Source organism: Ureibacillus manganicus DSM 26584 (assembly GCF_000772945.1).
Classification (GTDB): domain Bacteria; phylum Bacillota; class Bacilli; order Bacillales_A; family Planococcaceae; genus Ureibacillus; species Ureibacillus manganicus.
The window spans coordinates 21,992-36,468 of record NZ_JPVN01000018.1; the positions used below are offsets into that span (position 1 = coordinate 21,992).

Sequence of the window (14,477 nt, forward strand, 5' to 3'; positions counted from 1 at the left end):
AAAGTGGTCTGACCACTTTTAGTTATAAGAATACAGAATACTTTTTTGTTTGTAAAGAAAAAACTGTACAAAATGTACAGTTTTTTCTAGAAAATTAGTTATTCTTAATTTAAATTGCTTTTAACGAGTAATTTAACAATCACTTGAGGCTTGTCATTTCGGTACTCTAAAACACCCTCTACATAGACAATCGATTCTTCTTTAATCCATCCGATTACCTCGTTATATTCTTTCGGAAACATTGTTAACGATATACTTCCAAATTCATCTGATAATTGGACAAATGCCATAAGCTCGCCTTTTTTCGTCCTAATTTGACGCACAAGGTCGATCATACCAACCAATTTTACAAAAGTAGATGGTCGTAAATTTCTTAAAGTTTTTGTATTTTGATTTAAATCCTTTAGTTTGTTCCGTTCGATTGTTACAGGATGCAATGACAAATAAAATCCAAGTACTTCTTTTTCAAATTGAAGTTGTAATTTTTGAGGAATTGGATCTACCTCTATATATTTTGGTTTGCCAAAAATGGTAGGGTTAGAAGAAAACAAATCATCTTCTTCTGTAGGTCGTACAATTTTCGCATGTTTAATAGCTGCATCTATCGTTGCTAATAAGCTTGCTCGATCCTTCCCAAAATCATCTAGTGCTCCTGCTTTAATTAATGGTTCTATTTCCTTACGAGTAAAAAATGATGCACTTAATGTTGTAGCCATATCAAAGATGTCTTCGAAGGGTCTTCCAAGGTTCGCCCTGACCTCAAGTAACTTTTTAAAAAAGTTTTGGGAGATACCTCTAATTACCGAAAGACTAAATCTTATTTTCCCATTCTCTACAGCAAAATGACGATAGCTTTTTTGTATTGAAGGTCTTTCAATTTCAATCCCTTTATTTTTGGCTTCAAGTATATATTGAAAAAGCTTATCGGGATTACCTATAGAATTTGTCATTAATGCTGCATAAAATTGAGCTGGAAAATTGGCTTTTAAAAAAGCCATTTGATATGAAATAATACTATAGGCTACTGCGTGGCTTTTCGCAAAACCATAATTTGCAAATCTTACAATTAACTCGTATACTTCCTCTGCAACTTGTTTAGAAAATCCTTTTCGGATTGACCCTGCAACAAAGGATTCCTTCTGTTCATTCAATATATCTAGATTTTTTTTACTTACTGCTCTACGTAATAAATCCGCTTGACCAAAAGTGAATCCAGCCATTACATTTGCAATTTGCATAATCTGTTCTTGGTAAACTATAATCCCATAAGTTTCTTTTAAAATCGGCTCAAGTACCTGATGAGGCATAATAACAGGCTCCTTATTCGCCTTTCTGCGAGAATATGTTGATATAAACTCCATCGGTCCAGGACGATATAATGCGTTAACTGCCACAATATCTAAAAGTTGTGTAGGCTTAATTTCTCTTAATGCATTTTGCATACCTTCTGATTCTAACTGGAAGATTCCTGATGTATCGCCTTGCTGCAGCAATTCATAGGTCTTTTGGTCATTCAAGGGGATTTGGTGTAAATCGATTTCTATATGTTTTGAATAATATATTGATTTTCTAATTTGCTCGATAATTGTTAGATTGCGTAGACCAAGAAAGTCCATTTTTAATAGACCTTGCTTTTCAACCTCTTGCATCGGCCATTGAGTTAAATAGACTTCATCATGACCTTTTTCTATAGGTATCAATTCAACTAAAGGAACTGGACTTAATATGACACCTGCAGCATGAGTAGAAGCGTTTCTTGGGAGACCTTCTAATTTTAATGCAACTTCAAACCATCTTTTACGAATAGATTCTCCCTCAATCCAAATTCTAAGCTTTTCAGAATGAGCGTATGCTTCCTTTAGAGTAATACCTAGTTTGTTTGGGATTAGCCTTGAAATCATTTCAAGAGTTTCACTTTCAAAATTAAACATTCTAGCTACATCTCGAGCTACTGCTTTTGCAGATAACGTGCCAAAAGTAATGATTTGCGCAACATGCTTGGCGCCGTACTTTTTTACCACATACTCAATTACTTCATGTCTTCGTGTATCTATAAAATCTATATCAATATCAGGTAATGATATTCTTTCTGGGTTTAAAAATCGTTCAAATAGTAATCCATATTTAATAGGATCCACTTGTGTTATTTGAAGAACATAGGCTACTAATGAGCTGGCTGAAGAACCTCGTCCAGGCCCTGTTAAAATTTTCGATGAATGAGCAAATTTCATAAAATCAGATACGATTAAAAAGTAGTCAGCATAGCCCATTGAATTAATAATACTTAACTCAAACTTAAGTCGATCCAAGTAATTTTCATTAGGTACGTTTGTTTGTAATCGTTCTTTCAAACCTTCTATAGACATTTCATACAACACATCTTCTGCCGATACTCCCTCAGGTAATGGAAATTTTGGCATATAGATATGTTCATTCGTAATATCAACCTGACAACTTAGTAATAGGTTTTCGCTCATGCTAAGCCAATCAGGATGATCATAAAACCATTTTTCCCAGTCTTCTGCGGTTGGTACAAACTGGTCCTCTTTGCGATTTGATTCGATTTTTTCACTTAACTTCACACCTGATTTAATAGCTTGTGCTACTTCATATGAAAAATGGTCATCATTCTTCATAAAGAGACATTCGTGGATTGCTATGATTTTACAACCAAAATGCATACTCAATTGAATTGCCTTTTCTTCATGTGGTGATTTATAGCCACCTGCACGAGATATCCCTAAAAATAGATGTGTAGTAAAAGCTTCTCTCAATTGTTTTATATACTCAGCAGAATTATCCTGCAACCAAATTTCTTTGTGCTCAAGCATTGGTAGGACTATAACTAATCCTTTAGAATACCCAAGCAACCATCGATATGGTAATGTTTCATCTTCTCTTATTGATATGCTACTACTAATCTTCAGTAAATTTTTATAGCCTAAATTTGTGTGAGCATAGATAATAGCGGGATATAATTGGTCACCCTGGAATTGAATTTGAACTTTTAAACCAACAACCGGGTGTATGTCGGCTTTTTTAACTTCTTGCCAAAAAGGCAAAAGCCCGTACAATTTCGTATTTACGATTGCACATGCTTTTGCCTTCTGTTGGCGTAAAAATGGGATGAGCTCATCAATACGAATCGTACTGTTTAACATATCTGCACTTGTTCGTATTTGTGGATAACTTGTCAAACTCACTCCACTCCTCACATTATTTAAATTTTCGACAGATTTCCTTTAATTCTGCTACGACTCTGTCAGCTTCTTCCCAAGAGTATACGGTTGCGCCTGAGGCTAATGGATGACCACCACCGTTATATTTTTTCGCTAATTCATTAATAATCGGTCCCTTTGAGCGTAAACGTACTCGAATTTGATCTTCTTCTTCAACAAAAATTACCCATGCACAAATTCCTTTGATGTCGCCATAGGAGCCAACAAGTAAAGAAGTATCCGATGGTGTCGCATCAAATTGTTGTAATATTTCTTTTGTTAGCTTTATATATACAGCACCATTTTCATCAATCGTATAATTTTGATATAAATACCCTTGTAGCTTTAATAGTTTATGGTCTTTTTCATACATTCCATCAAATAACTCATTACGGTCAAATTGGTATCGTATTAAATGACCTGCAATTTCAAATGTTCTTTCAGTAGCACTTGGAAATAAAAAACGTCCCGTATCGCCTACAATTCCAGCAAATAGTAAGCGAGCTGCTTCATCAGATAACTCCCATTTCTTATAATTACGACCTTGCTCAAATAGCTCATAAATCATTTCACTAACTGAACTTGCATTCGTATTTACCCATAGTAAATCACCATATTGATCATCATTTGGATGATGATCAATTTTAATTAAAAAATCACCTTGTGTATAACGTTCATCATCAATTCTCTCAGTATTAGCGGTGTCAGTGATAATGACTAAGGCACCTGTAAATACTTCATCATCGATTGTGTCTGGTTTTGCTAAAAATGAAAGTGATTCATCATGTTCACCCACTGCATAAACTTTTTTATCTGGGTAATTTGTAGAGATAATTGTTTTAAGGCCAATTTGCGACCCATATGCATCTGGATCAGGTCTTACATGACGATGAATAATAATTGTCTCATATTTTTCAATAGTATCGATGATTTCTCGTATCACACTAGTTCCTCCCGGAGAATTAAAGTTTTATGAAATGTTCATAGCAATTTCCTTTAAAAATCGTTACAATAGTGACAGCTTGTCTTTTGGCGTATACTGGATTAAAGAGATTTGCATAAAAAGACATCGAGTTGTCGCATTTTTGGTTTTTAAGGAGGTCGCTAAATTGAATTTTAACTATCTATTTCTCGCAATTATTGTAATTGCTTTTGCGGTTTATTTTTACTTTAAAACAAGGCAATTTAGAGCCACTTTGCCTATTAGAAAAAAGTGGTATAAAGCAAAAGCGGGCATTGCATTAGGAATCTTTATCATTGCATTTGGTGTAAATGCTGTAATTATTCACCAATCAATGGTAAGTTACATAATTTGCGCACTTTTTGTTATCGTAGGAATAATGCTTGTTTATAGTAATTATCCACGTATGCGCCATGAAGGTAAATATGTTCAAGAAGAATTCGAATTAAATCGTTAATCTTGAAGGACCAGGCTGGGACATAAGTGGAAAGGTACAATCCATCATTCAATTTGGATTGTACTTTTTTGATATAGTGACGTTCGTTTCCGATGCATGCTTCGCTTTCCGCAGGGAAGCCATGAGCCTCCGTGAGCTAAAGCTCTCCGGGGTCTCATGACTGCTTCTACGTCCTGCAGGAGTCTTCGCATGCCTCTCCAACGAACGACTTTCTAATATAGTGTTTGCAGATTTTTATTATACGCAATACTGACTTTTGGTTGAAAGTTATCTTTTGTCCCAGCCTCTTTTTTATTTTCCTTATCTCTCTAATAGTTGGAACATCATCATAGCTTTTCCAACTAAAGTATGTTCATTAAACACATCAAAATCCATTTTTACAAACTTACGACTCATGTCTAAAATATGCGGTACAATCGTTAGTACAGTTTCCATTTGAATCGGTTTAATAAAATAAATTGTCATATTTTCAGCTACAGCATCTCCACGTTTTTTTCTTTTTAAAGCGAGTGAACCCACTTCCGAAAGCAATGTTGTGAAAGCGCCATATGAAATTGAACCAAATTGATTTGTCATTTGTGGTGTAACTATAAATTCAACCATTATATCTTCTTCACTTATCAGTTTTATCTCTTTTTTCACAAGATCGTCGATAGTTTCTCCGTGGTGAGGTTGACGTTGAGCGTGTTGTAATGCTTTTAATACGTCTTGTCGACTAATTACCCCTTGTAGCTCACCATCTTCATCAACAATTGGTAACAAATCTATTCCTTCCCAAATCATTCGGTGTCCCGCAGATGCTACACTTGTTTTCATAGATGTAGAGATTGGATGCTTCGTCATTACTTTATCAATAGGTTCTGTTGGTTCTCTTCCAATGACATCTCTTACTGTTATCATACCAACAAGTTTTTTATGGTTTCCAATGACAGGGAATGCACCATGAGTCGTTTTCTCATTTAATAATTTGAAATCTGCTATTGTTTGATGATTATGTAACATAGCCGTTTCTTCAATAGGTACATAAATATCTTCAATAAGCAAAATATCCTTTTTAATCAACTGGTCATAAATTGCACGATTAATTAAAGTTGCAACTGTAAAAGTATCATAGCTAGAAGAAATGATAGGAAGTTCCAATTCATCAGCAAGACGCTTATTTTCATCGGTTGTATCAAAACCACCTGTTATTAATACTGCTGCGCCTTCTTTTAATGCATTTTCGTGGGCTTTAAAACGGTTACCAACTATTAATAAGCTTCCCGCTTCTGTATATCGCATCATATCTTCGAGTTGCATTGCTCCGATGACAAATTTCGTTAATGTTTTATGTAATCCGTTCATTCCACCTAGTACTTGTCCATCGACAATGTTGACAATTTCCGCAAATGTTAAGCGCTCAATATTCTCTTTTTTCTTTTTTTCTATACGAATTGTTCCAACACGTTCAATTGAACTTACTAAACTTCTATTTTCAGCCTCTTTTATAGCACGATATGCGGTACCCTCACTGACTCCCATATCCTTTGCAATTTGCCTAACAGAAATCTTATCACCTACAGGTAACGACTCAATATATTGTAGTATTTTCTCATGTTTTGTCGACATGCAATCACCTAATTTCCAAATTAGTTCACTATTTATAAGTGTACCATATTTTGCGTATGTATTGATAAAAGTGGATTCTATATTACTAATGTACCAAAATAAAGTAAAAAGAGAAAGTAACATCAAAGTTTCTGATACCTTAATGTTACTTTCTCACCCCATTATTCTATTTCAACTACATTTCCAGGAGATAGCACTTGTACTTTCGAGTCTTTTACTAATCTTGCAAAATGATGTGGATCTTGTTCAATCACTGGGAACGTATTGTAATGAATTGGTACAACTATTTTTGGATTCAACAAAGTTACTGCATAAGCAGCATCCTCTGGACCCATCGTGAAGTTATCTCCAATTGGAAGAAACGCTACATCGATTGCGTGTCGATCTCCGATTAATTTCATATCTCCAAACAATGCAGTATCACCAGCATGATAAATTGTTAAATTTTCTGCAGTAAACAAGATACCGCCTGGATTTCCTGCATTAATAATTTCCCCATTTTCTGTCTCATAAACTGAGCCATGAAATGCTAGTGTATATTTTACTGTTCCAAAAGGAAATTCATAGGCTCCCCCAATTCCCATATTGTGAACAGTAACCCCTTCTTTTGCTAAATAATTTGCCAATTCGTTTGGTGCAACTACAAGGGAATTATTTGCTTTAGCCAATTCAACTGTGTCACCAACATGGTCGTTATGTCCATGTGTTAACAGAATTACATTTGGCTTTTCTTCTTCAACCTTTAAATCTGTAAGTCCATTCCCTCGAATAAAAGGGTCAATAAGTATTACTTGACCATTTGTTTTAATTTTTACAACTGAATGACCATGATATGAAATTTCCATTAAATATCCTCCTTACAGTTACTTACTCATTAATTTCTCTTTTAAAACAATTTTCCCTTCTATTTTGTTATAATATATTAGATTTTACAAATTAAACATTCCGTTATTGGAGGCTTACACTTTGACAAAAATAAATCAAATTCAAACGTATTTAAAAGAAAACAATTTAGACATCGCTTTTATTACTACGCCCGACAATGTATTTTACTTTTCACAATTCAAAAGTAATCCACATGAACGCTTACTTGGAGTTATGATTTTTCAAGAAGCTACATCTATTTTAGTTTGTCCAAAGATGGAAGTTCCTGACGCTATCAATTCAGGATGGTCTTATGATGTAATTGGTCATCTTGATACGGATCAACCGTTTGAACTTATTAAAGAGAAAGTTCAATTGAACAATATTTCTGTTAGTAACATAGCGATAGAAAAAAGCCATTTAACTGTTGAGAGATTAGAATCTTTACAACAAGTCTTCCCACAGGCAAATTTTGTTCGATTAGATGAGAAAATCAATGAAATGCGCGTTATAAAAGATGACTCAGAGATTGAAAAAATGCGATATGCAGCTCAATTAGCAGATTATGCAATAGAAGTTGGATGTAAAGAAATTGCTGAAGGCAAAACGGAAATGGAAATTTTAACTGTTATTGAAAATGCAATTAAAGAAAAAGGTTGTAAAATGTCCTTTGACACAATGGTATTGTCTGGACCAAAATCAGCTTCACCTCATGGAAAACCAGGGGGTCGTAAAATCCAAAAAGGCGATTTTATATTATTTGACTTAGGTGTAGAATATGAGGGCTATTGTTCAGATATTACTAGAACTGTCGCTTTTGGAAGTGTAACAGATGCTCAAAAAGAAATTTATCAACTCGTTAGAAGTGCAAATGAAAAGGCAATTGAAGCAGTGAAACCAGGAGTTCGTGCAATGGATATCGATAAAATTGCACGCGATATTATTACTGATGGAGGTTTCGGTGAAGATTTCACTCATCGACTTGGCCACGGACTTGGTATTTCAGTACATGAATATCCTTCCGTAACTGGTACAAATGAAATGCAGCTAAAATCAGGTATGGTTTTTACAATTGAACCAGGTATTTATAACAATATTGCTGGAGTACGTATTGAAGATGATGTCGTGGTCACAGAAAATGGTGTTGAAGTATTAACAAAATATCCAAAAGAATTAATTATTTTATAAAGTACATCCAAAAGTTTATACGGTTAAAAATAAAAGGTGACGAGAACTTAATTTCTCGTCACCTACTTTTGATACATTAAGATGTAGATTTTCTCCCTAAGTACGCCTCAACTACTCGAGGATCTTCTAATAAACTATCTGCGCTACCCTCAATAATAATTTTACCTGTTTCCATGACATAACCGTAATCTGCAATTTTCAATGCTTGTTTTGCATTTTGCTCAACTAAAAGAACTGTTGTACCAGCCTCTTTAATTTCTTTAATAATTTTGAAGATATCAGCAACAATCAATGGGGCTAATCCCATAGAAGGTTCATCTAATAAAATTAATTTTGGTTTCGATAGTAGCGCTCTTGCTATAGCTAACATCTGCTGTTGACCACCAGAAAGAGTTCCGGCCATTTGTGTTTGTCTTTCTTTTAATATCGGGAAACGTTTCATTACGTCTTCAATATCTTCTTTTACCTCTTTATCTTTTCGCTGATAAGCGCCCATTTCAAGATTTTCTAGTACTGTCATCGAGGATAAAATCGCACGACCTTCAGGAACTAAAGATATACCTTTACGTAACAATTGGTCTGGACGTAAACCTGTTATATTTTCACCCATAAATTCAATGGATCCATTTTTAGGTTTTAAAAGACCAGCGATTGTCTTCATTGTTGTTGATTTTCCAGCACCATTTGCACCTAATAAAGTAATGATTTTCCCTTCATGTACTTCTAAATCAATCCCTTTAAGAGCTTGAATCTGACCATAAAATGTTTCAACGTTCGTAAGTTTAAGCATCTACTTCATCCTCCTCTTTTCCAAGATAGGCTTCAATAACTGCTTCATTATTTTGAATTTCTTCTGGAGTACCCTCTGCTAGTTTTTCACCAAAGTTTAGTACAGTAATTCGATCACATAATTTCATAACGAGTGGCATGTCGTGTTCAATAATCAATACTGTGATACCTCTTGATTGCACCGTTTTTATTAAATCATATAAACTATCAGTCTCTTTTTCATTCATACCTGCTGCAGGTTCGTCTAATAATAGAAGACTTGGATTACTTGCTAATGCACGTGCAATTTCAAGTCTTCGTTGCTGTCCATATGCAAGATTTTCTGCAATCGTATCTTTATGTTCTAGAAGACCTACTAATTCAAGCAATTCTTCGGATCTTTCAATTAGTAATTGTTCTTCTTTACGTTGTGCTTTTGTACGAAATACGCTACTAAAAACTCCAGAGTGTGATTGGCTATGTCCTCCAACCATTACATTATGTAAAGTAGACATTTGAGAAAATAATCGAATGTTTTGATACGTACGGCAAATCCCTTTTTCTGTGATTTTATACGGTTTGATTCCCGTAATATTTTCGCCCTGGAATATGATTTCACCAGAAGTTGGTTCGTAAATATTCGTAATCATATTAAACATCGTTGTTTTCCCAGCACCATTTGGGCCAATTAAACCAAAGATTTCACCTTTATTAATCGAAAATGATACATCCTTTAAAGCAGAGATACCGCCAAAGTTTTTCGTAATATTCTTCACTTCAATAACCATTAACGTATCCCTCCTTTTGAACGTTTAAATTTAATTTTCTTAAGTAAGTTTGCATCAAGAATTCCTTGTGGACGTACTGCCATTAAAACAACTAATAGGATTCCGTAAATAATATATCGGAATTCACTAACAAATCGCAAAACTTCAGGCATTAACGTTAAGAAAAATGCACCAAATACAGATCCAATAATTACTTCACTACCGCCAAATACAGTGAATATTAACACTTCAACAGCACGGTGATATGAAAAATCAGCAGGAGAAATATACCCAATAACATGAGCAAATAATGCACCAGCTAATCCAGCAAAGAACGCACCTTGTGTGAATGATATAACTTTATAATAAGTAATGTTAATCCCCATTGACTCTGCTGCTTTTTCATCAAGATTTATAGATGATAATGCTCGTCCAACTCGTGAATTTTGTTGACGAACAACAAACCATAAAATGACGATCACTAGTACTAATAGCACTAAGAAAATAGATAGAAACACAAACTGATTGTTTTTAATACCAATCATTGCTGGTTCAAATCCTACCCCCCGCGCAAACTCTAGAATTTCCCTACCTAACTGTGGAATACCTGTTAAACCAACTGACCCTCTAGTTAAAGAGTCCCAGTTAACGAAGATAACACGAATTACTTCCCCAAGACCTAAAGTAGCAATCGCCAAATAGACACCTGAAAGTCTTAATGAAGGAATACCAACAATTACACCTAGAGCACTTGCAGCTAATGCACCTGCGATAATACCAATAACGATTGGAAGGTCGAAATGAATTGTTAGTAACGCAGATGTATATGCTCCGACTCCCATAAATCCAGCGCTTCCTAGAGATAATTGACCAGATGACAGTGGAACGTAAACACTTATTGCCAACATAATATTAATTAAAATAAACGATCCTATTTGTAAATAATAGGTATTTAAAATTTCTCCTAACAAGTGATCACCTTCTTTCTTGGGATACCTTTGAACCAAAGATACCCTGTGGACGTAATAATAGGATGACAATAATCATGATAAATGCGATTGCATCTCGGTAGCCTGAATCTCCATAAGCTACTAGCATCGTCTCAGATAAACCTAATATTAGGCCACCAACCATAGCACCCTTCACATTACCCATACCACCTAAAATGATAATTGCTAGACCCTTTAACCCCATTGATAATCCCATTTGTGGACTAACAGAGTTAAATGCCATTCCAACTAAAATACCTGCGATACCACCAATTGCTGATGCAACGACAACAGTTAATATAATAATTTTCTTTGTATCTACTCCTAGGATACTAGCTGTTTCTAAGTTATCTGCAGTTGCTCTTAATGCCTTACCTGCTTTTGTTTTAGAAAGCCAAATTGTTAAACCAATCATTAATAGAATGGAAATGATGAAAATTACAATTTGAACTAGATAAATCGTAATCGATCCAATCGTAATACTTATTTGAGAAAATGAAGTGTTAAATGGTTTATTACCAGCACCAAAAATATGATGTGATAGATTTTCTAATAATATGGATACACCAATCGTACTAATTAATGGTGCTAAATGTGATACACCCTTTTTTCCTCGTAATGGCCTTAAAGTAAAACGTTCTAATAAGTAGCCTAAAATACTTGTAACGACAATCGCTGCAATAAACGCAAGCCACAATGGCCAACCAAGTATTCCAGTTGCTGTTACTCCTACAAAAGCACCAACCATAAAGATTTCACCATGTGCCATATTAATAATTCCTAGCACACCAAATACAAGGGTAAAACCGAGTGCTATTATTGCATAAATACTACCTAACGTTATGCCGTTAATTATTTGTTCTAATAGCAATTTAAATCATCCTTTAATTAATTTGATTACCCTAGCAAACACTTTTAATGTAGATTGGTTCTCGCAATAACTTACGAGAACCAATTGGTTTTAGATTATTCAAATTCAATAAATTTACCGTCTTTAATTTCAAGAACAGTAACATCCATAATTACATCTCCAACTTCATCGAATGAGAATTTCCCTAAAATACCTTCAAGATCTTTTGTTGCAGCTAAAGCTTCTTTAAACGCTTCTTTATCTGCACTTCCTGCTCTCTTTAATGCATCTGCATAAATAAATAGTGCATCATATGCTTGTGCTGCAAATTGGTCAGGTTTTTTACCGAATTCTGCTTCATAATCTTCATTGAATTTTGTAATCTTTGGATCTGTTGAATCACCAAAATATGGAGTCGCAACAATTAGACCATTTGCAGCATCACCAGCAATTGCAATCGCTTGTGGAGAGTTAAAACCATTTCCACCTACAAACGGAATATTGATACCCATTTTACGAGCTTGGTCCATAATAACAGCACCTTCGTTATATAATGCAGATGCTAATATTAAATCTGGATTTGTGTTTTTAATTTTTGTCAGTTGTGCATTATAATCACTTTGACCTTCTTGATATGTTTCAATAGTCGTAATTTCAAGTCCCATTTCTTTCGCTGTTCTTTCCATTACATCAAAGCCGCCTTTTGTTAAGGCATCGTCATTTCCATAAATCATAGCAACTTTTTTCGCACCTGTTCTTTCAACAGCTTTTTTAATAGCCGCAGGAATTGCTAATGATTCTGGAACAGCGTTTCTGAATACATAATCACCAATTTCAGGAATACCATCAACAGTTGTTGAAGTACCCATGATTGGAATACCGTTTAAATCAACTTCTGGTGCTACAGCAAAAAATTCTGTACTTAATGTCGGTCCAATAATTGCAGTAATTGAATCATCACTCATAATTTTTTGTGCTGCGTTAAGTGCTTGATCTGCTTTTCCTGCAGAATCTTCAATAACTAATTCAATATTTACTTCACCAAGTGCATTAATATCTTTTTGTGCTAACTTTAAACCATTTGTAATAGCTTCACCATAAGCAGCTCCAGCTCCAGTTAAATATGCAATAACACCGAATTTAGCGCTTATTACCCCATCTTCACTTTTATTTGAATTTGAATCTGTTGTTGTATTACCGCCACCACATGCAGCTAGTAACAATAGCATAATAATTGATAAAATTGAGAATAGCTTTTTATTTAATCCTCTCATCATCAATACCCTCCTTAAGTAGTTTTTGTTTTTCGTTTATATAAAACAATATAACTATTTAAGTACATTTAGACGAGAAAGTAAATGGTATTTTTATAATTTTTAATATTTTCTGATAAGTCCTAATTTATTCCATAGCTATTCAAGTATAGAAATAACGCTATTGGAAGCGTTTTTTTTCTCTTAGAAAATCTTTTTTTCTATTTTTGAACAACTAGTGAATCCATAAAAAAAAAGCTATTTAAAGAGATTTTATTATCTCTTAAATAGCTTTTTACTTACTTATAATTATTTACTTACTAGTGAATCTCCTTTTAAAAGAGATTCTACAGGGACATATTCGCGACCTTGGTCAACAGCTACTGCTTGGTAAACCACACGACCTTCTAATGTGTTAATACCTTTTCTCAATGCTTCATTGTCAAGGCATGCTTGTTTATATCCTTTGTTTGCAATTTGTAATGCATAAGGAACTGTATTGTTAGTTAGTGCAATTGTTGAAGTACGCGGAACTGCACCTGGCATATTGGCTACAGCATAATGAACTACACCGTGTTTAATATACGTTGGATCATCATGTGTTGTTACTTTATCAGTAGTTTCGAATATTCCACCTTGGTCAATTGCGATGTCAATAATAACCGAACCAGGTTTCATCGATTTCACCATTTCTTCTGTTACTAATTTAGGAGCTCTAGCACCAGGAATTAATACAGAACCAATGACTAAATCAGATTCTTTTACTGATTCAGCGATATTAAATGGATTTGAAATTAACGTTTGAATAGATGAACCAAAGATATCTTCTAATTGGCGTAAGCGTTCTGGACTTACATCTAAAATTGTGACACTTGCCCCCATTCCTACTGCAATACGAGCAGCGTTAGTTCCTGCTACACCACCGCCGACAATTGTCACTTTACCTCTTTGTACCCCAGATACTCCACCTAAAAGAATCCCTTTTCCACCATATAATTTTTCTAAGTATTGTGCACCGATTTGCACAGACATTTTACCAGCAACTTCACTCATTGGTGTTAGTAATGGTAATGAACGATTCGGTAATTGCACTGTTTCATATGCAATTCCTACCACTTTTTTCTCTAACAACGCTTGAGTCAATTCAAACTCAGGCGCTAGATGTAAATATGTGAATAATATTAAACCTTCATGAAAATATTCATATTCACTTGCAACTGGCTCTTTTACTTTCATTACCATTTCTTGTGCCCAAGCTTCTTTTGCAGTGTCAACGATAACTGCTCCAGCAGCACGATAGTCTTGATCTGTAAATGATGAACCTAATCCTGCACCTGTTTCAATGAATACTTCATGACCTGCAGTTGTTAGAGTTACTACTCCAGCAGGTGTCATTGCCACACGATTTTCATTATTTTTAATCTCTTTTGGTACCCCTATTTTCATTCCCCATACCTCTTTCTATATCTTTATTCAGACAATTCCATCTTATCAATCTTTTGCATTTTTGGAAACACAGTTTTCTAAATTTTGATAGAAATGATAGGTATATTG

At 34.5% G+C, this 14,477-nt stretch carries 12 protein-coding genes; 2 read left to right on the forward strand and 10 right to left on the reverse strand.

From position 1 onward, the window contains the following. Positions 1 to 104 precede the first annotated feature (104 nt). Together dnaE and CD29_RS14085 are read right to left on the reverse strand one after the other, a co-directional pair. The gene (dnaE, locus tag CD29_RS14080; protein WP_036188141.1) at positions 105 to 3,197 is read right to left on the reverse strand and encodes a DNA polymerase III subunit alpha; all 3,093 of its coding nucleotides are present in this window, start codon (positions 3,195 to 3,197) and stop codon (positions 105 to 107) included. Positions 3,198 to 3,216: 19 nt separating this feature from the next. Further along, positions 3,217 to 4,161: a DHH family phosphoesterase gene (locus tag CD29_RS14085; protein WP_036188143.1), complete on the reverse strand. Its 945-nt coding sequence runs from the start codon at positions 4,159 to 4,161 to the stop codon at positions 3,217 to 3,219. A gap of 166 nt (positions 4,162 to 4,327) precedes the next feature. On the opposite strand from CD29_RS14085, the gene CD29_RS14090 reads away from it, so the two are divergent. Further along, positions 4,328 to 4,636: a YtpI family protein gene (locus CD29_RS14090; protein WP_036188145.1), complete on the forward strand. Its 309-nt coding sequence runs from the start codon at positions 4,328 to 4,330 to the stop codon at positions 4,634 to 4,636. Between the two features lie 300 nt (positions 4,637 to 4,936). On the opposite strand, the gene CD29_RS14095 is transcribed toward CD29_RS14090, so the two are convergent. Beyond that, complete coding sequence (locus CD29_RS14095) at positions 4,937 to 6,244, reverse strand: DRTGG domain-containing protein (protein ID WP_036188247.1); 1,308 nt, start codon at positions 6,242 to 6,244, stop codon at positions 4,937 to 4,939. 161 nt (positions 6,245 to 6,405) lie between these two features. Next, on the reverse strand, positions 6,406 to 7,089 hold the full coding sequence (locus CD29_RS14100; RefSeq protein WP_036188146.1) for a metal-dependent hydrolase: 684 nt from the start codon (positions 7,087 to 7,089) through the stop codon (positions 6,406 to 6,408). A gap of 121 nt (positions 7,090 to 7,210) precedes the next feature. Here CD29_RS14100 and CD29_RS14105 point away from each other — a divergent pair, with 121 nt between their 5' ends. Then, positions 7,211 to 8,296, forward strand: a complete 1,086-nt coding sequence (locus tag CD29_RS14105; RefSeq protein ID WP_036188147.1) for a M24 family metallopeptidase — start codon at positions 7,211 to 7,213, stop codon at positions 8,294 to 8,296. A 76-nt stretch (positions 8,297 to 8,372) separates the two neighbouring features. Here the strand turns inward: CD29_RS14105 and CD29_RS14110 are convergent, their stop codons facing one another. From CD29_RS14110 to ald, 6 genes are all read right to left on the reverse strand, one after another. Then, positions 8,373 to 9,086 (reverse strand): ABC transporter ATP-binding protein, encoded by a 714-nt coding sequence (locus tag CD29_RS14110; protein WP_036188150.1) that lies wholly within the window; start codon positions 9,084 to 9,086, stop codon positions 8,373 to 8,375. Further along, positions 9,079 to 9,852: an ABC transporter ATP-binding protein gene (locus CD29_RS14115; RefSeq protein WP_036188151.1), complete on the reverse strand. Its 774-nt coding sequence runs from the start codon at positions 9,850 to 9,852 to the stop codon at positions 9,079 to 9,081. The genes CD29_RS14110 and CD29_RS14115 overlap by 8 nt, the downstream gene beginning before the upstream one ends. Beyond that, entirely contained in the window at positions 9,852 to 10,802 is a 951-nt protein-coding gene (locus CD29_RS14120; RefSeq protein ID WP_036188152.1) for a branched-chain amino acid ABC transporter permease, read from the reverse strand. Before CD29_RS14120 ends, CD29_RS14115 begins: the two co-directional genes overlap by 1 nt. Positions 10,803 to 10,806: 4 nt before the next feature. After that, positions 10,807 to 11,691 carry a branched-chain amino acid ABC transporter permease gene (locus CD29_RS14125; RefSeq protein WP_036188154.1) on the reverse strand — a complete coding sequence of 295 codons (885 nt, stop codon included), beginning with the start codon at positions 11,689 to 11,691 and terminating at the stop codon, positions 10,807 to 10,809. A 95-nt stretch (positions 11,692 to 11,786) separates the two neighbouring features. Further along, positions 11,787 to 12,944, reverse strand: coding sequence for an ABC transporter substrate-binding protein (locus tag CD29_RS14130; RefSeq protein WP_036188250.1), 1,158 nt, complete (start codon positions 12,942 to 12,944; stop codon positions 11,787 to 11,789). A gap of 288 nt (positions 12,945 to 13,232) precedes the next feature. Then, a complete protein-coding gene (gene ald / locus CD29_RS14135) occupies positions 13,233 to 14,369 on the reverse strand; it encodes an alanine dehydrogenase (protein WP_036188156.1) in 1,137 nt (378 codons plus the stop codon). Between the last annotated feature and the right edge of the window lie 108 nt (positions 14,370 to 14,477).